Genomic DNA, 17,880 nt, shown 5'->3' with positions numbered 1-17,880 from the left:
GTCTTACCGTGGTCAACGTGGCCGATTGTACCTACGTTAACGTGCGGTTTGGAACGTTCAAATTTTGCTTTAGCCATCTTCAATTACCTTTAAAGTACAAATTTCTAATTTTTTACGGTAAAGATAAATGATAGATGGTTTTCTTAAGAACCTCCTCAGAATAGAGAAGGAGTGGTGCTAATAGGCAGATTCGAACTGCCGACCTCACCCTTACCAAGGGTGCGCTCTACCAACTGAGCTATATCAGCACTCCTAAAATGGAGCGGGTGGCGGGAATCGAACCCGCTTCTCCAGCTTGGAAGGCTGGGGTAATAGCCAGTATACGACACCCGCATATCTATCAAGCTATCTTTGCGACAAAAAATGGTGGAGGGAGGTGGATTCGAACCACCGAAGGCAGAGCCGTCAGATTTACAGTCTGATCCCTTTGGCCACTCGGGAACCCCTCCAAATTTTGTATTAATGGTGCCGACTGCCGGAGTCGAACTGGCGACCTACTGATTACAAGTCAGTTGCTCTACCAACTGAGCTAAGTCGGCACTGCATTAAGTGGAGCGAATTCTAGAGCAATGTTTTCCGCCATGCAATAGCTAAAACAAAAAAAATTGAGGGTTTTTGATCGTTTGCTGAAATTTTACTCGCATATGTAATAAAAACTTTAACCAGCACTGAAACACATAAATTTATGGTTTGATTTTTGAGCACTTGTTAGCGGTTTAGGTCGATACATTTCGCCATGCCTATAAAAATCAACTTCTCTTCATAATACGCATCTGAGGTGATATGCGGCAGCAAGGCTTCGCCATTGCCCCCGGTCAAAACAATCAGGTCAACCGCAACACCAAGCTGTTGAGCCTGGATCTTAGCAAACTGGATTGCGCCAACCGTCATCGACCAGCAACCATGATTGACGTTATCACTGGTGTTATCAGCAAAACTCAGGCTATCTGGCGTTGTTATCGCGCCACGAACCTGTGTAGTATTGCGGTACAGCGCTGATATCATCATATTGATGCCCGGCGTGATCCAGCCGCCAAGGTGGCGATTGTCCGCACTAAGCAAATCAAAAGTGGTCGCTGTACCTGCATCTACCACCAATAGATTTTTATTTGGGAATAATTCCTGGGCACCAATAACAGCCATCCAGCGATCGACACCGAGCTGTTCGGGTCGTTGATAACCGATCTGAATATTAGTATTACATGATGCTGTGCCCAGGCGACGAAAGATTATTTGCTCAGACTTACAAAGTTGTTGCAGTCGCTCGCAAAATTGTTCATCAGATACCGCAGACACTAAAACCTGCGATGGCTTGCTAACCGAAATAATCCTTAGAGCCGCATCCGCGTCAGCTGTGGTGCTATTGAAGGGGGCATTTATATCTTCGTTATTCAATTCACAAAGCTTGATTCGAGAATTGCCAACATCAACCAGAATGATCAATTTTGTCTCCTTAAACTGACTTCCCCGCCATATATGGGTTTCACTTTACCGTCCACTTCCAGCAAAAGCGCGCCGCTGGCATTGATACCCCGGCAAATTCCCCTATTTGTCTGGCTGCCACTGATTATTTCTACCGCCTGATTCAGGAAAACATCCCGTCGCAGCCAGTCGCTTAGCATTGGGTTTAAACCAAATTGTTGATGCTGTGCAAGGCGACGGTTAAATTGTGTGATTAACTGCGCGACGAGCAAATTACGATCAATAGGGGTACTGACATGTTGTGCCAAATCCGTCCAGGGCTGATCTATGCTGGTTGCCAGGGCTTGCGGCATTTGAATATTAAGGCCAAGGCCTATCACACTGTGTCCGGCTTCTGTCGGCTGTCCTTCCAGCTCCACCAGGATTCCAGCGATTTTCTGACCGTTGATATAGATATCATTAGGCCATTTTAACTGCGCTGATACACGGTAATGCTTTTCCAATACATCAGCTACCGCCAGGCCAATGACTACCGATAATCCCATCGCTGCCGCCACGCCCTGTTCCAGCGAATAGTACATAGACAAATACAAATGGGATGCGAATGGCGAAACCCAGTTTTTACCGCGACGGCCACGACCCGCGGACTGGTATTCGGCGACACAGGCCTGTCCATTTATTACTTGATTAGGTAAACGGCGCATCAAGTAAGAATTGGTTGAGTCGATAATGGTATGGACTTCAACCAGGTTATTGCTACCCAACGATTTGAGGTAGTGTTGAATTTGTGGGGCCTGTAATAAGTTAATAGGGCTGGCTAAACGATAACCCTTGCCATGCACTTTAAAAATATCCAGTCCCATCTCAGTAAGGGTCTGAATATGTTTAGAGATAGCAGTACGGCTTACGCCAAGAGCATCTGCCAGTACCTGGCCAGATACAAAATTGCCGTCGGCCAGACGACGAATAAGTTCTTCGCGTACAACCTTGCCCATCAGACAATTGGCTCCAGGGTTATTTCACCGGTTTGGCCTATTAACCTGACTTCTGGTTCCAGAGTAATAGCAAAGGTTTCATATACCGTAGAACGCACATGATTCGCCAAATCCAGCAAGTCCTGGCCGTTGCAGTTATCGACATTGGTTAATACCAAAGCCTGACGATGGTGAACCGCGGCACCGCCAATCTTTTTGCCTTTCAGACCACATTGATCAATTAGCCAGCCAGCCGCCAGTTTTACCAAACCATCGGGCTGTGGAAAGGCTGGCATCCCCGGATAATCAGTAACCATGCGCTGATATCGTTGCTTATCTACGACCGGGTTTTTAAAAAAGCTGCCAACATTCGGTATCTCGTCAGGGTTAGGTAATTTACTTTGTCGAATGGCGACCACCGTATCGAATACCTGTTTTGGTGTCGGCTGGTGTAACTCGGATAACCCCGGATAGGACAGCTCTGGCTGCCATTGTTTCGGTAACTCCAGGCCAATGGCGACAATAATGCCTTTGTTTTTCAATGCGTGTTTGAAAACACTGTCTCGATAGCCAAACTGGCATTCCTGGAGGGATAGCCTACGAATATTGCCGGTAGCAATCTCGAACCAATCTACATATTGGCAGAACTTTGCCAGCTCGACTCCGTAGGCGCCAATATTTTGAATCGGGGCGGCACCACAATTACCGGGAATTAACGCCAGGTTTTCCAGGCCAGGCATATTGCGCTCAAGGCAATAGCACACCAGTTGATGCCAGTTTTCACCCGCGGCGACATGCAGCATCCAGCTATGCTCCAGCTCGTCAACAACGATTCCTTTAAAATCCGGTTGAATGATAGTGCCTGAGTAATCCTTTAGAAAGATACTGTTGCTGCCACCACCTAATACATAAAAAGCGCCAAGGGATTGAAAGTCGATGGTAGACAATTGTTCGGGTTGGTCTAGATGGATCAACGTATCCGCCATCGCAGGTAGTGCGAATGTGCTTAGCGATTGCAGGGAATTGTTAGTTGCAGTCATTTATTAAAAATCGTCGAAGGTCCTGTCAGCGATAATAAACCAGAACCAATAAGGGTTAAACCTCAAATCACCGGAAAGATAAACGGTAATACCAATCACATTAAATTATTGCTCACTCAGTGAGAATTTAATGTGATTGGTATAATGAATTGTTGGCAGGAAAAGAAAAAATGCAGACGCTTTAACGGTAGCTAAAGCGCCAGAAACTGAATAAGGCTTACTTATGGTAAGGCTTACTTAAACGATGTACCGCGTCAATGAAGTAACCGGCGTGATCAGGATTCACATCAGGGTGAATGCCATGGCCAAGATTGAATACATGACCAGTGTTGTCATGGCCGTAACCAGCCAGAATAGACGCGACTTCCTGTTCAATACGCTCTTTCGGGGCGTATAACATCGAAGGGTCCATATTGCCCTGCAATGCAACTTTGTCACCAACACGTGCCTTAGCATCTTCAATATTGATGGTCCAGTCCAGACCAACCGCATCACATCCCGTTGCGGCGATCGATTCTAACCACATACCACCGTTTTTGGTAAACAGGGTAACCGGCACTTTGCGACCGTCATTTTCACGAGTAAGGCCATCAACGATTTTATGCATGTATTGCAATGAGAATTCTTTATACATCGCCGGAGAAAGAACACCACCCCAGGTATCGAATACCATTACCGATTGCGCGCCTGCAGCGATTTGTGCGTTCAGGTAACTAATGACTGAGTCAGCCAACTTATCCAGCAACAAATGCAGGGTTTGCGGTTCGGCAAACATCATTTTCTTTATTTTGGTAAAGGCTTTTGAACTGCCACCTTCTACCATGTAAGTCGCCAACGTCCAGGGGCTGCCTGAGAAACCAATTAATGGCACATCACCGTTAAGAGCTTTGCGAATGGAACGCACTGCGTTCATCACATACTGTAATTCGCCTTCCGGATCCGGATGACCAATTTTTTCTACATCGGCTTTACAGGTAATTGGGCGCTCAAACTTAGGTCCCTCACCGGTTTCAAAATAAAGCCCCAAGCCCATGGCATCCGGTATGGTTAAAATATCACTAAATAAAATCGCGGCATCCAGCGGAAAACGGCGTAACGGTTGCAATGTTACTTCCGTCGCTAATTCCGTATTACGACACAATGCCATAAAGTCACCAGCGTCTTTGCGCGTTGCCTTATACTCAGGTAAGTACCTGCCCGCCTGGCGCATCATCCAGATCGGCGTGTACTCTACAGGTTGCTTTAATAAAGCGCGAAGATAATTGTCGTTTTTTAATTCAGTCATTTTGATGTCCGCGAAAAAAATTGCCGCCATTTTACCCAAAGTTGTCGACGGATACCACGACCGATTCCGGGATAAAAAGACTTTCTTTGATTATCAATGAATTGGATGGATTTTACGATGGAATATGGCGCTAACCCAGACTACAAACGAGATTTTTCGTACAAATGTACCAGGATTTAGTTCCAAAAATAAATGTAAAAAAGTGTTGCGCTGGTAAAATACCTTTGTTATAAATTTCACACGCTTTACGGAATAACTAATAAGAAGCTAGTAAAAACTAGACCATACAGCGAGCATTTCCGGCCTTATCTTTTGATAAGGCCTTTTTATTTTCTAAGCTATCATTTTCTTTTCTAGAGTCTTTTTCCTGCTGACGCTAACAAGCGCTAATATTAGCGTTAAAGCCAGAAAATTGAATAATTCCCATGTATCTTTCATCTCGCCTGATAACTTTTTTGTCCCTATTTGTCGTTGGGTATTTGCTAATACCCAGCGCTCAGGCACTGGGGCAACAGGGACATCGAATTGTCTGTCAATTAGTGTTTGATAACCTGTCTGATACTCAGCAGCGTACCTTGAACGATTTAGTTACCCTTATTCCCAGGCAACAACAGGCGCAGATCAATCAGCGACTGCATCGAAAAAACAATCACCCACTGACTTTTTCCGACAGCTGCATCTGGGCCGATGTGATTCGTGACCTGAGCTCTTATCAGCGGTATTCAAACTGGCATTTTATCAATGTCGATCGTCAGAAATCCCGGTTAACGCAGATTGAATGTCTGTCAGGCTGTATTACCCGGGCCATGCTTATCCACCACAAACTATGGACGAATTCGAAAAACTCGTCCGATAAATTATCGGCGTTATTGTTTATCAGTCATTGGTTTGCAGATATTCACCAGCCGTTGCATGTAAGCTTCGCTTCCGACCGGGGCGGCAATGATATTCGGGTAACAGATGCACAGGGTCGATGTCAAAACCTGCATCAGGTTTGGGATAGTTGCCTGGTGCGCGACCTGGGTTTAAATCAGCGGCAATGGCAGCAGGCATTTATACAATTGCAGCGCGAGAATGCAATGGCCTGGCACCCTGAAATGCAACAGAATATTTTAATGTTTGCCAATGAATCGCTGCAAATTACCCGCACTCCGTCTCTCGGCTATTGCAAATTGCAACCAAACCAGGCGTGCATTGAACACGATCAAATTGTGGTTTATGACCGTCACTATAAAGCTCAACACCTGCCGATAATTAAACAACGAATTTTACTGTCGGCCTTACGGCTTAAGGCTTATCTGAATGCAACCCTGGGCTGAAAATATTTTCCGTTGCTTTTGGCTAAATCCATCTATAATTGTTTTTATAATCAAAAGAAACAGTTACTGAAGATCAGAAAAAACGTTAACGATCATAAACGTCTTCGGCAACGCAAATGTTAAAACTTTGTTGCATTTTTCTGGTAGTATTCAGTGATAGTCCACTTGCCATTACGATATTTATGTCGGAGGGAAAAATGCTAACACGTCTGGAACAAGCACAACAACAATGGGGTGGTTCATTAAACGCCATTGATAATTGGTTAACCGAACGACAGGATGTACTAGTGGGTTATTGTCGGTTGGCCGGTCTGCCACCATTTGATAAGACAGATCGAGCGCTCCCGAAAAGTTCGGACATCCAGGCCTTCTGTCAGGTCCTGATGGATTACATTTCAGCTGGCCATTTCGAAGTGTTTGATCAGATCGTAAGTAAATGCAAAGAAAATGGTCCCGATAGCCTTGCCTTAGCACAGCGCCTGTACCCGCAAATTTCCCGCTCCACCGATATTGCCCTAACCTTCAATGATAAATACGCCGATTTAAACGATGGCAGTGAACTCGACGGATTTGATGACAGTTTGTCAGCGCTGGGGCAGTTTTTAGAAGAACGGTTTGATCTTGAAGATCAACTTATTGAAGCTTTGTATAAAACCAGCGCCTGACCGATAATCAACGATCCAAGTTGCCATTAAAAAAGCCCATCTGAATAACTCCAGATGGGCTTTTGGATTAACCTTAAATAAGATTACTTATCAGACTCTTCTGCCGCTTCCGGCTTGATGATGTCTAGAAGCTCAACTTCGAAAACCAGAGTTGAGTTTGCAGGAATAGGACCAGTGCCGTTTGCACCGTATGCCAGGTCCGCAGGGATAACAAATTTATATTTAGAACCAACGTTCATCAGCTGTACACCTTCAGTCCAGCCTTTGATTACGCGATTAAGAGCGAATTCAATCGGCTCACCACGAGAGTATGAGCTGTCAAACTCTTCGCCATCAATCAGTGTACCTTTGTAGTGAACTTTTACGGTATCAGTCGCTTCAGGCTTTTCACCTTCACCTGCGGTTAGCACCTGGTACTGAAGACCTGATTCCGTAACCTTAACACCTTCTACTTTGGCGTTTTCAGCCATGAATGCCTGACCGTCAGTTAAGTTTTTCTCCGCTTCTACTTTAGCGACTTCTTCCTGCTTGGCACGTACTTCCTGCTCAAACGCCATCAGCGTCTGCTCAACTTCTTCCTGGGTCAACTGACTCTTATCATTCAGGCTTTCGCTCAAACCTAAAATAATCAGCTCTTTGTCCAGCTCAAAACCATATTCCTGTTGTTGTTCCAGAGTTTTGGTCAGGTAAGTCCCCATTGATGAGCCAATCGCATAAGCCTGTTTCTGAGCCGGCGTTTCCAGTTTCACAGCCTGCGCTTTTTCAGCTTCCTGTTGTTTTTCCTGACAGCCCATCATTGCCATAACGGCAACGGCTACCATAGTCGGTTTTAATAGTTGTTTCATATCGTTCTCCAAAAAGAAACCACATATCGGAGAAGTCCCCAATATATTCAGGTTATTATTATCCGGGTATTAAAGGTTTCTAATACTAGCGTTAATAAAACAAATAAGAAAGCCCCGACCAATATCGCTTTTAATAGCTAATACCAATGATGCAATAGATAATCGCCAAACCGGTTAGTTGTTTGCCAGGTTATCTTTAGCGATAATAGAAAGGTTGTAAGCGTTAACAAAGAGTCGCAGTATGAGTCAATCAAACGAAATGGCGCAATTACTTAAACGTCTGGATAATCTCGAAACACGCCTTGCTTTTCAGGACGATGTTATTGAACAGTTAAATCATGAGATCGGTGTGCATCAACAACACATCCGGGAACTGGAAGAGCAATTGCGGTTAATCGGGCAAAAAGTTAAGGATATAAACACCTCGGTCGTTGCCCGTCAGGAGGATGAAACACCGCCGCCGCATTATTAACACAGCTGCAAGCTGTAAGCGGTAAGCTGCAAGCGGCAAGCTGCAAGCGGTAAGCTCTAAGTTGTATGGGGGGAATCGTTTTTACTTTACGGCCTTAAAGCGTTACAGCCTTATTACAGCTTCAAGCTGTAAGCTGTAAGTCGCTTTGCTTGCAGCTACTCCGGTTTGAAAACTCCGATAACTTGTTCTTGCTGGCGAACATCAGCCGCTACCTGTTCTTCCGGTTGTGTCATTTCCATGCCACAACTGACACAGGTGACCTTTTCTACACCATCCTGTTTGGTCAGGGCCATGGTATCCTGGCTTTTACATTCCGGGCATACGGCGCCAGCAATAAATCGTTTCTTCATTTCACAATCACGGGTAAACTTCAGTGCGCCGTATTATATACCAATTAATACTGATATGTACGCAATTGAGAACGCCTGTCAAAGCTCCAGTTCAGCGTTAATTTAACAGACACATAGGAATGATACCTTGATCAATGCCAGCAACCTTACCCTCGCCCGTGGCGTTAACCTGCTATTTGAAGAGGCCAGCTTTCGAATTCATCCAGGCCACAAAGTCGGCTTAGTTGGTGCAAATGGTTGTGGTAAATCATCTTTTTTTGCGGCACTGACTGGCAGCTTGACCATTGAGCAAGGGATTCTCGAAATGCCAGGTGGTTGGAAAATTGCCACCGTAAAACAGGAAACCCCGGCGTTATCGCAGTCAGCACTCGACTATGTCATCGACGGCGATACTGAGTTTCGCGCCCTGGAACAACAACTGGCAAACGCCCGTGCCGATCAAAATGGCGGTCTGGAAGCGGAACTGTTAAATCAAATAGATGTGATCCAGGGGTATAGCCTCGAAGCCAGGGCAGGAGAATTACTGCATGGCCTGGGGTTCATGCAAGAACAGTTACAAAGCCCGGTTAGCAGTTTTTCCGGTGGCTGGCGGATGCGGTTAAACCTGGCGCAGGCACTGATAAGTCGTGCCGACCTGTTACTATTGGATGAACCCACCAACCACTTAGACCTGGATGCGGTATTGTGGTTACAACGTTGGCTAAAACGATTCACTGGCACACTGGTGTTGATCTCTCACGATCGCGATTTTCTCGATAATGTTATCGAACAGACGCTGCACATTGAACATCGCAAGGCTAGATTATATAGCGGTAACTACTCAAGCTTTGAACGCCAGCGTGCCGAACAATTGGCGCAACAGGAAGCCATGTTCCAAAAACAACAACGAGAGATTAAGCATTTAACCTCTTTCGTTGATCGCTTTCGTGCCAAAGCCAGCAAAGCTAAGCAGGCCCAAAGTCGTTTAAAACGATTACAAAAGCTCCCGGATTTAATGCCTGCCCACGTCGACAGTCAGTTTCAGTTTAACTTTATTAATCCGGAATATATGCCTTACCCATTGCTGACATTAGATGAAAGTGATTGTGGTTATGGCCTCGAACACAATATTTTAAGTCAAGTTAAAATGAATCTGGTTCCTGGCTCCCGCATCGGCCTGCTGGGACGCAATGGCGCTGGTAAATCCACTCTGATTAAATCTCTGGCCGGAGAACTTCCGCTCAATAGCGGCACCCGATTCTGCGCCCAGGAACTAACGATTGGCTATTTCTCTCAACACCAGTTAGAGCAGTTGTCATTAGATTCCACACCGTTAAATCAGTTGTTACTGGCTCACCCGGCAATGACCGATTTAGAAGGGCGAAATCATCTGGGCCGCTTTGGCTTTAGCGGCGACCAGGCCCTGGGGCAAATCCGTACTATGTCTGGTGGTGAAAAAGCGCGACTGGTGCTGGCCCTTATCGTGCTACAAAAGCCACAGTTATTATTACTCGACGAACCGACCAACCATTTGGATATTGAAATGCGTCAGGCGTTAGTTATAGCACTGCAGGAATTCAATGGTGCCATTATTTTGATAGCCCACGACAGATTCCTGCTCGAGTCCTGTGTTGACGAGTTTTACCTGGTTGGTAACGGCAAGGTTGAAGCCTTTAGCGGTGATATCGATGATTATCAGCGCTGGCTTGATGATGATAAAAAGGCGGCTAAACAGGAAGGGAAAACCGAATCGGAACAGCCTAAAGTTGATAAGAAAGAACAACGACGCCAACAGGCTGAGCTTCGCAAGAAAGCGGCGCCGTTAAAGAAAAAAGCCGATAAGCTCGAGCAACAGATTGAAAACTGGCAGGCACAACTGGATACCATCGAACAGGAGTTGGCGTTGAGCGAAACTTACGATGCTGAGAATAAAGCACGTCTGGCAGAACTATTGCAAGAACAGGGAAAGCTAAAACCACAAATTGAAACGGCAGAAGAAGAATGGATGGAGCTGTTGGAGCAGATAGAGGCGATAAGCGAGTAGCGGGAGTTGAAACTCTCAACTCCCTGAGTACGTATCATAAACGATACTCCGGGCACGTGGCAAAATGCACCACTCCGAGCACGCTGATGTCATCAGCTCCTAGCACACACTGTTTCGAGCAAAAAGCAAAAACCCTTGATTTTTAGGCTAATTGGCGGTGGATTGCAGCTTGTCAAAATCTTCTGCGCTGTGACGCTCCGGTAACTGCTCATCCGGTTCGCCCCAGTTTCGATTCACTTTACGCCCCCGAATAACGGCAGGTCTCTCATCGATTGCTTTCGCCCAACGCACAAGGTTGGTGTATTCATCTACCGACAAAAACTCGGCGGCGTCATATAAACGTCCCAATACCAAAGCGCCATACCAGGGCCAGATCGCCATATCCGCAATCGTATATTCATCGCCGCACAGATAAGTATGTTCCGCAAGATGCCTATCCAGCACACTGAGCTGGCGCTTAGCTTCCATCGCATAACGATTAATCGGATATTCATATTTTTCTGGCGCATAGGCATAAAAATGACCAAAACCACCGCCCAAAAACGGGCCACTACCGACCTGCCAGAATAGCCAGGATAAACACTCGGCGCGCTCAGAACCGCTTTCTGGTAAAAATGCACCAAACTTTTCTGCCAAATGCATCAAAATAGCGCCGGACTCAAAAATTCGAACATCCTGTTCACCACTCCTATCCAGCAATGCCGGAATTTTTGAATTTGGATTAACTTCAACAAACCCCGAGCTGAACTGGTCACCCTCACCAATGTCTATCAGATAGGCATCATATTCTGCGCCTTGATGGCCTTTTTCCAACAGCTCTTCAAACATTATCGTGACTTTCACACCATTGGGTGTCGCTAAGGAGTAGAGCTGAAACGGATGCTTGCCAACCGGCAAGTCCTTGTCATGGGTAGGGCCGGCAATCGGTCGGTTGATATTGGCAAATTTACCACCGCTGGCACTATCCCAGGTCCAGACTTTAGGGGGTTGATATACGTCATTCTTCATTAGTTAACGATTCCTTGATTATTATTAATATGGCAGACCAGAAAAGTTATGAAATTCGTTCAGAGCCTAACCATTGATGGCAAAGTTCATTACCTAGCACCTACTCAGATCACATCTTTTTCACATAATCGGAAATAATGACAATACGCGTACCATTGACCCGGCCTTCGATATGCAATGGATTTTGTGAGAGAGAAATATTTCGCACCGCCGTACCACGCTTAGCAGTAAAGTTTGCCCCTTTAACCACCAGGTCTTTAATCAATACCACATTATCACCAACTTGCAGCTGAGCGCCGTTATTGTCCAGCGTCGGCTCATCGGCTTGTGGCGCGTCACCCGCTGCCGACTCGGCCCAGTTTCTTACTGCATCATCAAGATAGATCATATCAAGCAGGTCCTGTGCCCAGCTTTCACTGTCCAGGCGTTTCAGCATTCGATAAGCCATCACCTGGACCGCTGGTACCTGCGACCACATACTATCATTCAGGCAACGCCAGTGATTAACATCATAATTACCATCGGTACTGTCAATATCTCCGAGGCACTGACTGCACACCAAAATGCATTTATCGGAATTTGGTTCGGCAACCGGCGGCACTTCATATACACTCAATGCGTCTTTGCCTGAACACAACTCACATTGGCAACCACTTCGTTCTTTCAGGGTTTGTTCAATCGACATACATACACCAACAAGGATAAATGCCGTTATTATAGAGCGTATTGACCTTTGCTGGCCGAATTTTGTTCAATAAGTGCCTGCACAAACCTTCTTGCAGAATGCATACTTCGCTCATCCAAAGAGCAATCATACCCCCATCTATACGGATAGCGACAATCTGGTTATAATTTGCAGCGATTAATTTACAGGGCAATCATGAGTAAAACCAGCACATTCAAACCCGCCTGGTGGTTGAAGAACCGCCATCTGCAAACCATGGCGGCAAAACTGTTACGACGTAAAGAAACCATCGAGGTTATTAAAGAAACCATTGAACTCAGCGATGGTGACTTTTTAGATCTGGTCTGGACCGAAGATCCATTGCAATCTTTGGAAAAACCCATTGTCGTCGTCTTACATGGTTTAGAAGGCTCCATTGACAGCCACTATGCCAAAGGCATGATGAATGCGATCTCTGCTCGTGGCTGGGTTGGGTTATTAATGCACTTTCGAGGTTGCAGCGGTCGTCCAAACCGGCATGCTCAATCGTACCATTCCGGCGCCACTGACGATGTGCATTTTCTCACTGGTTTGTTACGTGAGCGTTATCCTGAGCGCCAGTTTGGCATTCTCGGCTTTTCTCTCGGTGGCAATGTTTTAGCCAAGTACCTGGCCGAGGATAATGATCCCCTGTATCAAAGCGGTGTGATTATCTGCGCCCCATTACACCTGGCAAGCTGTGCTCAACAGATTAATGTCGGCTTTTCCAAAATCTATCAGAAATACCTGGTCGATATGCTTAAAGACAGTACCTCGCAGAAAGTGTCGATGCAATTGATAAACCATATTGATCATAATGAACTAAAGGCTATCCGCTCTTTATACGATTTTGATCAAAAGGTGACTGCGCCCCTTAATGGCTTTAAAGACGCAAATGATTACTATGAGAAAGCCAGCGGTATCTATGTATTAGGCCAGGTAAACCGCCCAACCCTGATTCTCCACGCTCAGGATGATCCTTTCCTGAGTAATGAACACATTATGGCGTTGGATATGAGTAATCCCAGCATCACCTTTGAGGTTAGTGAATACGGTGGCCATGTCGGTTTCATTGCCGGCACCAACCCGTTCAAACCCATGTATTGGCTTGAAGACCGGGTGCTGGACCATATTGCCCAGCACTTTAAAAGTGAAACTGGCAGAGAGGAAATCCCGCGATGATTATCCCTGTCGACCGGCTCGATGCTGATACCCTGGATGCCATCATTGACGAGTTTATCCTGCGTGAAGGCACCGATTACGGCTTACAGGAATGTTCGCACCAACAAAAAGCCCGGCAAATTAAGGAGCAATTACTGACCGGTCGCCTGGTGGTGGTTTTCTCAGAAGCCCATGAAACCGTCAACATTATGCTGGCCGAACAATTTCAGCAAGGTTATGCCGAATAGTTACTTATTCACCTGCTCCATGGTGAGCACGAACGAGACGGGTACGACACTGGCAATAGCATCCAAACCGGCTACTTCCTGCAATTTCCCAATACCATCGAGTAGCTCAAAGTCCTCTGCCTGAATCAGGGCAGGTTGTGTCGTGGTAACCAGTAATCGGTTATCGTTAAGTTTAATCGCCGCGCAATGTAAGGTAACCACCTGGCTTTGACCATGTAATGCAAGTTTACCTTCCATCTTAAACTGGCGCATTTCACCAACCACAATTGAACCTGGTAAACCATCGGGCAAGGTTGCCGTCAGCACCGCCTTTGGAAACTTGTCGGTCAGGAATAACATTTCCTGCATTCGTGTATCACGAATATCAATTCCAGTAGCGACGGAAGTCAGGTCAATTTCCACGTCAACCTTACCGCTGTCGTTGACCCGAACACTAAACTGCTTAAAATGATGGGTTTCAGCAATCGAATTTTTCTTAATGCTGATAAAGCGGATTGCCGAATCAGAATTTACCGACTGCCAGGCGGACCAGGCCGGAAATGCACATGCTATCGCAAGAAAGGCAGTGATAGATTTAACAGCTTGAGGAAATGGCATTGCTTTTCTCCGTTCAAAAATGTCGCTCGCAGCGAAATGATTTTATTACCTTGTGCCAGGGAATATCTTGATTACCCAAAGCAATAAAGTCCGGATTCATCACGCTTTCCCGTTTATTGTAGCTTAATGGTTTAAACTCACTATCAAGGATAGTGCCTCCAGCCTCTTCAAGAATGATTTGACTGGCACCAGTATCCCATTCACCCGTAGGGCCGGTGCGAATATAAAAGTCAGCGATGCCTTCGGCAATCAGGCAACTCTTTAACGAACAGCTGCCATAGGCGATATGGTGGTAGTTAAACTGTGGGTCCAGGTACTGGGTAACATTCGTCAGCGCCTGACGCCGACTGACGGCAATATTCAGGGTACGATTACCATCGTAACCAGCTACTTTTAATAAGGTTTCCTGTCCCTGAATATCTCGCTTGAAGCATCCCTTGCCTTTTTGAGCATAATGAATGGTTTGATGAAAGGGCGCGTGGATCACACCAAGGTTCGGCCAGCCATCGACAACGAGGGCAATATTAACGGCAAAATCGCCGCTCCCGGCAATGAACTCACCGGTACCGTCAATCGGATCTAGCAACCAATAATGTTGCCATCGACTCCGCTCGGACAGACTCGCCAGTTCACTTTCTTCCGAAACCACGGGAATGTCAGGCGTCAACCTTGTCAGTTCGTCCATAATCACCTGATTAGCGGTTAGATCGGCAGATGTTACGGGGCTCAGATCATCCTTTTGGTACTGGCGAAAATCCCCTTGCTGGTAAATTTCCAGGACCTTTTCGCCGGCCTTGAGGGCGGTGTTGATCGCAATTTGCAACAACTCACTCGTCATCTGGTGCCTCTAGAAAATCCCGCAACAACATTAACGCGGCAATGCTTCTTGCTTCGGTAAAATCCGGTTGTGCCAACAAAGATCTATAGTCATTTATCGGCCAACGCACAACTTCCATCGGCTCCGGTTCGTCACCCTGAAGCTTACTTTCGTATAAATCCCTGGCTACAAAAATATCCATTCTGGCATTAAAGAATGCTGGTGCCATGCAAACCTGATGTAAATGGGTCCAGCGTTTGGCTGCAAAACCAATTTCTTCCTGAAGCTCGCGATTTGCCGCATCCTGCATTGCCTCACCGGGGTCGATCAGGCCTTTGGGAAAACCTAATTGGTAATTGTGGGTACCGGCGCAATATTCACGAATTAACAATAAGGTATTGTCGTCGAGCATCGGGATAACCATCACGGCTCCCTGACCACTGCCTTTGATTTTCTCAAAACAACGTTCGGCACCGTTACTGAATTTCAGGTCTACTTGCTCTACCGCAATCAAGCGGCTTCGCGCCACTTCCTTGCGGGCAACAATTTCAGGTAAGGTCTTTGGTTTCGATTTTTCCATGCATGAATGCCTGATGTTAAATACTCTGGATACCCTTCTGAGGTGAACAGTCGTTCTGGAGAACAGTGGCCATACGATTAAATTCCATCATACCAACTCTCCCGGATATGTGAATGATTGTGCCTGCTCACTTTCATCTATGAACTGGTATAGTATACTGCCAGCACAGGTTTTTATAGGAAAATTCGATGTTTAACTGGGCCGAGATAGATACTGTTCTCCTGGATATGGATGGCACCCTGCTGGACTTACATTACGATAATCATTTTTGGAAGTCCCACCTGCCAACCAGGTATGCACAGCATCATGATATAAGTGAGGAAGACGCTCACAAATTACTGAGTCAGGGCTACCAGGACGTTGCGGGAACCATCGACTGGTATTGTCTCGACTATTGGGCCGACAAAACCCAACTGCCCATCGTCGAGCTGAAAAAGGAAGTGCAACATTTAATCCAGATGCGCGACGATGCCCATGATTTTCTTATCGCCTTAAAAAAAGCAGATAAAGACGTGATCCTGGTAACCAATGCCCATCCTGATGCATTAGCATTAAAAATTGAGCGTACCGGCCTGGACAAATACTTTGATCAGCTAATCTCAACCCATCAATTCGGAGTTACCAAAGAATCGCAGTTGCTTTGGCAGCGCCTGCACGAGCACCTGAAATTTGATAAAAGCCGAACCTTGTTTGTCGATGATAGCCTGCCTATTCTGAAAAGCGCCCAGATGTTTGGGATTGCCCACCTGTTGGCAATCGCCAACCCAGACAGTAAATTACCGAGTAATTCAATCACCGATTTTCCGGCAATCGAACATTATCAGGACGTCATTACGGATATCTGTTAAAGCTAAATAATACCAATCACATTAAATTATTGCTCACTCAGTGAGAATTTAAAGGCGTTTAGACAAGGCTTTGATTGCAGAGAATGGTCGTTCCATTGTCAAAATCAATAACGCAGGATAAACGCCTTTAAAACTCACCCGTAGGGAGTTTATCAGAGGTCCATTTACGGCCCTATATTTCATTAATATAGAATGACTATATCAATGAAATCTATGTTGTAAATGAACCTCTGCCCTAACTCTGAGTTGTGCACAAACTTAATGTGATTGGTATAACTGTCATATACTTATTCAAGTTGTCAAAGGATGACAATCCGGGAAAAAGGATTAAATAGGTAATAATGAGCAGATGCGAATATCAGATATCCAGGTTTCAAAAACAACACATGGCTACCTGTTAACGGGCCAATGCAACGACTTCGAGTTGTACTTTCAATGTCCTGATGCCATTAAACCTCGCTTGTGTGCCGACCCCTTTATCACTGCCAGCCTGCTTAGCGCCATGTATTTAAACGAGGATATCGTCATTGATGACGACTGGCTTGTATCCCCGAAACTGTTGCAGAACCTGGATAAAATCCAGGACATTTTCACCCGCTGGGAAAAATACCTGGGATATAAACTGCATAAAGTTGCAATCCGGGGCGGCATTTTGCAAGAAGCGGAAACTCACTTTGACAAGGTTGTCAGCTTTTTTTCTGGTGGCGTTGACGGCTCACATACCTTCCTCACCAATAAAGATGATATCGATGCTTTGTTGTTTGTAAAAGGTATCGACATGCAGCTCGATAACGATGAGCTTTTCGCCCAGGCAAGTGCCGCGAATCAACAATACCTGCAAAAATATAACAAGCCTTTATTAAACATTGTGTCGAACGTGCGCTTTTTAGGTCACCATTTTGGGGTGAAATGGGGTGCCTGCTGTGGTGGTGGACTTAGCAGTATAGCCCTGGCCGCTGGCGTGAAAAAATGCCTGATAGCGTCCGGCTCCAGCTATGATTACATTTATCCTTCCGGGACCAACTATATCAGTGACCATTTATGGAGCAATGCCGGAACAAAAATCGTTCACGATGGCGCGCAGACGTCCCGGCTGGATAAGATCCGCCTTCTGGCGCAAGACAAAGACAGCTTAAATATTCTGCGTGTATGTTGGCATGACGATGGCTACAACTGCGGTAAATGCGAAAAATGCCTGCGCACCATGGCCAGTCTCAGGGCGCTGGGTTTACGAGTCGATACCTTTCCTGAATTAACCGACGACCTGGCACTACAGCAACTGGCTAAAGTTCGCTTGTACGATATTCATGATTATCAGTTTTTACTGGAAAATATTGAGCAGGCGCAACGCATTGATGACCAGGTGTTGCTTAAAGCATTGCGCAAAATTCAAACCGACTTTGAACGACGTCGATTGCTGCGAGAGATTGATAAAGCCTTGTTTAACGGCCGGATCCAGGCCGTTAAACAAGGGCTGGGCAATTGGCGTAAATCCACTCGGATCAACGCCACTAGCGGTTAAC

At 45.9% G+C, this 17,880-nt stretch carries 19 protein-coding genes and 4 tRNA genes; 8 read left to right on the top strand and 15 right to left on the bottom strand.

Annotated elements, in window-relative coordinates:
- Nucleotides 1-172: 172 nt before the first annotated feature.
- The 8 genes from E8M12_RS08745 to hemE form a co-directional block, all read right to left on the bottom strand.
- Nucleotides 173-248 (bottom strand) — tRNA-Thr (locus E8M12_RS08745).
- Nucleotides 249-258: 10 nt separating this feature from the next.
- A tRNA-Gly gene (locus E8M12_RS08740) sits at nt 259-333 on the bottom strand.
- Nucleotides 334-364: 31 nt separating this feature from the next.
- Nucleotides 365-449, bottom strand: a tRNA-Tyr gene (locus E8M12_RS08735).
- 14 nt (nt 450-463) lie between these two features.
- A tRNA-Thr gene (locus tag E8M12_RS08730) sits at nt 464-539 on the bottom strand.
- A gap of 169 nt (nt 540-708) precedes the next feature.
- Nucleotides 709-1,443 (bottom strand): type III pantothenate kinase, encoded by a 735-nt coding sequence (locus E8M12_RS08725; RefSeq protein WP_169303088.1) that lies wholly within the window; start codon nt 1,441-1,443, stop codon nt 709-711.
- A complete protein-coding gene (birA, locus tag E8M12_RS08720; RefSeq protein WP_136735766.1) occupies nt 1,440-2,417 on the bottom strand; it encodes a bifunctional biotin--[acetyl-CoA-carboxylase] ligase/biotin operon repressor BirA in 978 nt (325 codons plus the stop codon). Before birA ends, E8M12_RS08725 begins: the two co-directional genes overlap by 4 nt.
- Nucleotides 2,417-3,436: a UDP-N-acetylmuramate dehydrogenase gene (gene murB, locus E8M12_RS08715; protein ID WP_136735765.1), complete on the bottom strand. Its 1,020-nt coding sequence runs from the start codon at nt 3,434-3,436 to the stop codon at nt 2,417-2,419. Before murB ends, birA begins: the two co-directional genes overlap by 1 nt.
- 217 nt (nt 3,437-3,653) lie before the next feature.
- Complete coding sequence (gene hemE, locus E8M12_RS08710) at nt 3,654-4,721, bottom strand: uroporphyrinogen decarboxylase (RefSeq protein WP_136735764.1); 1,068 nt, start codon at nt 4,719-4,721, stop codon at nt 3,654-3,656.
- 455 nt (nt 4,722-5,176) lie between these two features.
- Here hemE and E8M12_RS08705 point away from each other — a divergent pair, with 455 nt between their 5' ends.
- Together E8M12_RS08705 and rsd are read left to right on the top strand one after the other, a co-directional pair.
- Nucleotides 5,177-6,040 carry a S1/P1 nuclease gene (locus E8M12_RS08705; RefSeq protein WP_169303087.1) on the top strand — a complete coding sequence of 288 codons (864 nt, stop codon included), beginning with the start codon at nt 5,177-5,179 and terminating at the stop codon, nt 6,038-6,040.
- 197 nt (nt 6,041-6,237) lie between these two features.
- The gene (gene rsd, locus E8M12_RS08700) at nt 6,238-6,705 is read left to right on the top strand and encodes a sigma D regulator (RefSeq protein WP_136735762.1); all 468 of its coding nucleotides are present in this window, start codon (nt 6,238-6,240) and stop codon (nt 6,703-6,705) included.
- A gap of 83 nt (nt 6,706-6,788) precedes the next feature.
- Here the strand turns inward: rsd and fkpA are convergent, their stop codons facing one another.
- On the bottom strand, nt 6,789-7,550 hold the full coding sequence (gene fkpA, locus E8M12_RS08695; protein WP_136735761.1) for an FKBP-type peptidyl-prolyl cis-trans isomerase: 762 nt from the start codon (nt 7,548-7,550) through the stop codon (nt 6,789-6,791).
- Nucleotides 7,551-7,791: 241 nt separating this feature from the next.
- Here fkpA and E8M12_RS08690 point away from each other — a divergent pair, with 241 nt between their 5' ends.
- The gene (locus tag E8M12_RS08690) at nt 7,792-8,022 is read left to right on the top strand and encodes a SlyX family protein (protein ID WP_136735760.1); all 231 of its coding nucleotides are present in this window, start codon (nt 7,792-7,794) and stop codon (nt 8,020-8,022) included.
- 155 nt (nt 8,023-8,177) lie between these two features.
- On the opposite strand, the gene E8M12_RS08685 is transcribed toward E8M12_RS08690, so the two are convergent.
- A complete protein-coding gene (locus tag E8M12_RS08685; RefSeq protein WP_136735759.1) occupies nt 8,178-8,372 on the bottom strand; it encodes a YheV family putative zinc ribbon protein in 195 nt (64 codons plus the stop codon).
- A gap of 127 nt (nt 8,373-8,499) precedes the next feature.
- Between E8M12_RS08685 and E8M12_RS08680 the strand changes: the two genes are divergently transcribed.
- On the top strand, nt 8,500-10,395 hold the full coding sequence (locus tag E8M12_RS08680) for an ATP-binding cassette domain-containing protein (RefSeq protein WP_136735758.1): 1,896 nt from the start codon (nt 8,500-8,502) through the stop codon (nt 10,393-10,395).
- Nucleotides 10,396-10,542: 147 nt separating this feature from the next.
- Here the strand turns inward: E8M12_RS08680 and yghU are convergent, their stop codons facing one another.
- Both yghU and E8M12_RS08670 read right to left on the bottom strand, forming a co-directional pair.
- The gene (gene yghU, locus E8M12_RS08675) at nt 10,543-11,403 is read right to left on the bottom strand and encodes a glutathione-dependent disulfide-bond oxidoreductase (protein WP_136735757.1); all 861 of its coding nucleotides are present in this window, start codon (nt 11,401-11,403) and stop codon (nt 10,543-10,545) included.
- A 109-nt stretch (nt 11,404-11,512) separates the two neighbouring features.
- Nucleotides 11,513-12,088: a PhnA domain-containing protein gene (locus tag E8M12_RS08670; protein WP_136735756.1), complete on the bottom strand. Its 576-nt coding sequence runs from the start codon at nt 12,086-12,088 to the stop codon at nt 11,513-11,515.
- Nucleotides 12,089-12,283: 195 nt separating this feature from the next.
- Between E8M12_RS08670 and E8M12_RS08665 the strand changes: the two genes are divergently transcribed.
- Nucleotides 12,284-13,288, top strand: coding sequence for a hydrolase (locus tag E8M12_RS08665; RefSeq protein ID WP_136735755.1), 1,005 nt, complete (start codon nt 12,284-12,286; stop codon nt 13,286-13,288).
- A complete protein-coding gene (locus E8M12_RS08660; protein ID WP_136735754.1) occupies nt 13,285-13,515 on the top strand; it encodes a YheU family protein in 231 nt (76 codons plus the stop codon). The genes E8M12_RS08665 and E8M12_RS08660 overlap by 4 nt, the downstream gene beginning before the upstream one ends.
- On the opposite strand, the gene E8M12_RS08655 is transcribed toward E8M12_RS08660, so the two are convergent.
- The 3 genes from E8M12_RS08655 to nudE are packed head-to-tail and all read right to left on the bottom strand — an operon-like array spanning nt 13,516 to nt 15,509.
- Entirely contained in the window at nt 13,516-14,112 is a 597-nt protein-coding gene (locus E8M12_RS08655; protein ID WP_136735753.1) for a YceI family protein, read from the bottom strand.
- 13 nt (nt 14,113-14,125) lie between these two features.
- The gene (cysQ, locus tag E8M12_RS08650) at nt 14,126-14,950 is read right to left on the bottom strand and encodes a 3'(2'),5'-bisphosphate nucleotidase CysQ (protein ID WP_136735752.1); all 825 of its coding nucleotides are present in this window, start codon (nt 14,948-14,950) and stop codon (nt 14,126-14,128) included.
- On the bottom strand, nt 14,940-15,509 hold the full coding sequence (gene nudE, locus E8M12_RS08645) for an ADP compounds hydrolase NudE (RefSeq protein ID WP_136735751.1): 570 nt from the start codon (nt 15,507-15,509) through the stop codon (nt 14,940-14,942). The genes cysQ and nudE overlap by 11 nt, the downstream gene beginning before the upstream one ends.
- A gap of 188 nt (nt 15,510-15,697) precedes the next feature.
- Here nudE and yrfG point away from each other — a divergent pair, with 188 nt between their 5' ends.
- Nucleotides 15,698-16,357: a GMP/IMP nucleotidase gene (yrfG, locus tag E8M12_RS08640; RefSeq protein WP_136735750.1), complete on the top strand. Its 660-nt coding sequence runs from the start codon at nt 15,698-15,700 to the stop codon at nt 16,355-16,357.
- Nucleotides 16,358-16,706: 349 nt separating this feature from the next.
- Nucleotides 16,707-17,879: a hypothetical protein gene (locus E8M12_RS08635; protein WP_136735749.1), complete on the top strand. Its 1,173-nt coding sequence runs from the start codon at nt 16,707-16,709 to the stop codon at nt 17,877-17,879.
- The last annotated feature ends 1 nt before the right edge of the window (nt 17,880 follow it).

The sequence above is a fragment of the Thalassotalea mangrovi genome, assembly GCF_005116735.1.
Lineage (GTDB): Bacteria > Pseudomonadota > Gammaproteobacteria > Enterobacterales > Alteromonadaceae > Thalassotalea_A > Thalassotalea_A mangrovi.
Note: the sequence above shows the minus strand (reverse complement) of the source record. Positions and strands in the feature narration are given on the sequence as shown.

Bases quoted from the DNA above. Each gene is read 5' to 3' on its own strand.
- fkpA (WP_136735761.1), bottom strand. From the start codon at position 7,550: ATGAAACAACTATTAAAACCGACTATGGTAGCCGTTGCCGTTATGGCA.
- hemE (WP_136735764.1), bottom strand. From the start codon at position 4,721: ATGACTGAATTAAAAAACGACAATTATCTTCGCGCTTTATTAAAGCAA.
- nudE (WP_136735751.1), bottom strand. From the start codon at position 15,509: ATGGAAAAATCGAAACCAAAGACCTTACCTGAAATTGTTGCCCGCAAG.
- murB (WP_136735765.1), bottom strand. From the start codon at position 3,436: ATGACTGCAACTAACAATTCCCTGCAATCGCTAAGCACATTCGCACTA.
- yghU (WP_136735757.1), bottom strand. From the start codon at position 11,403: ATGAAGAATGACGTATATCAACCCCCTAAAGTCTGGACCTGGGATAGT.
- E8M12_RS08670 (WP_136735756.1), bottom strand. From the start codon at position 12,088: ATGTCGATTGAACAAACCCTGAAAGAACGAAGTGGTTGCCAATGTGAG.
- rsd (WP_136735762.1), top strand. From the start codon at position 6,238: ATGCTAACACGTCTGGAACAAGCACAACAACAATGGGGTGGTTCATTA.
- E8M12_RS08690 (WP_136735760.1), top strand. From the start codon at position 7,792: ATGAGTCAATCAAACGAAATGGCGCAATTACTTAAACGTCTGGATAAT.
- E8M12_RS08685 (WP_136735759.1), bottom strand. From the start codon at position 8,372: ATGAAGAAACGATTTATTGCTGGCGCCGTATGCCCGGAATGTAAAAGC.
- cysQ (WP_136735752.1), bottom strand. From the start codon at position 14,950: ATGACGAGTGAGTTGTTGCAAATTGCGATCAACACCGCCCTCAAGGCC.
- yrfG (WP_136735750.1), top strand. From the start codon at position 15,698: ATGTTTAACTGGGCCGAGATAGATACTGTTCTCCTGGATATGGATGGC.
- E8M12_RS08660 (WP_136735754.1), top strand. From the start codon at position 13,285: ATGATTATCCCTGTCGACCGGCTCGATGCTGATACCCTGGATGCCATC.
- E8M12_RS08655 (WP_136735753.1), bottom strand. From the start codon at position 14,112: ATGCCATTTCCTCAAGCTGTTAAATCTATCACTGCCTTTCTTGCGATA.
- E8M12_RS08635 (WP_136735749.1), top strand. From the start codon at position 16,707: ATGCGAATATCAGATATCCAGGTTTCAAAAACAACACATGGCTACCTG.
- birA (WP_136735766.1), bottom strand. From the start codon at position 2,417: ATGGGCAAGGTTGTACGCGAAGAACTTATTCGTCGTCTGGCCGACGGC.
- E8M12_RS08665 (WP_136735755.1), top strand. From the start codon at position 12,284: ATGAGTAAAACCAGCACATTCAAACCCGCCTGGTGGTTGAAGAACCGC.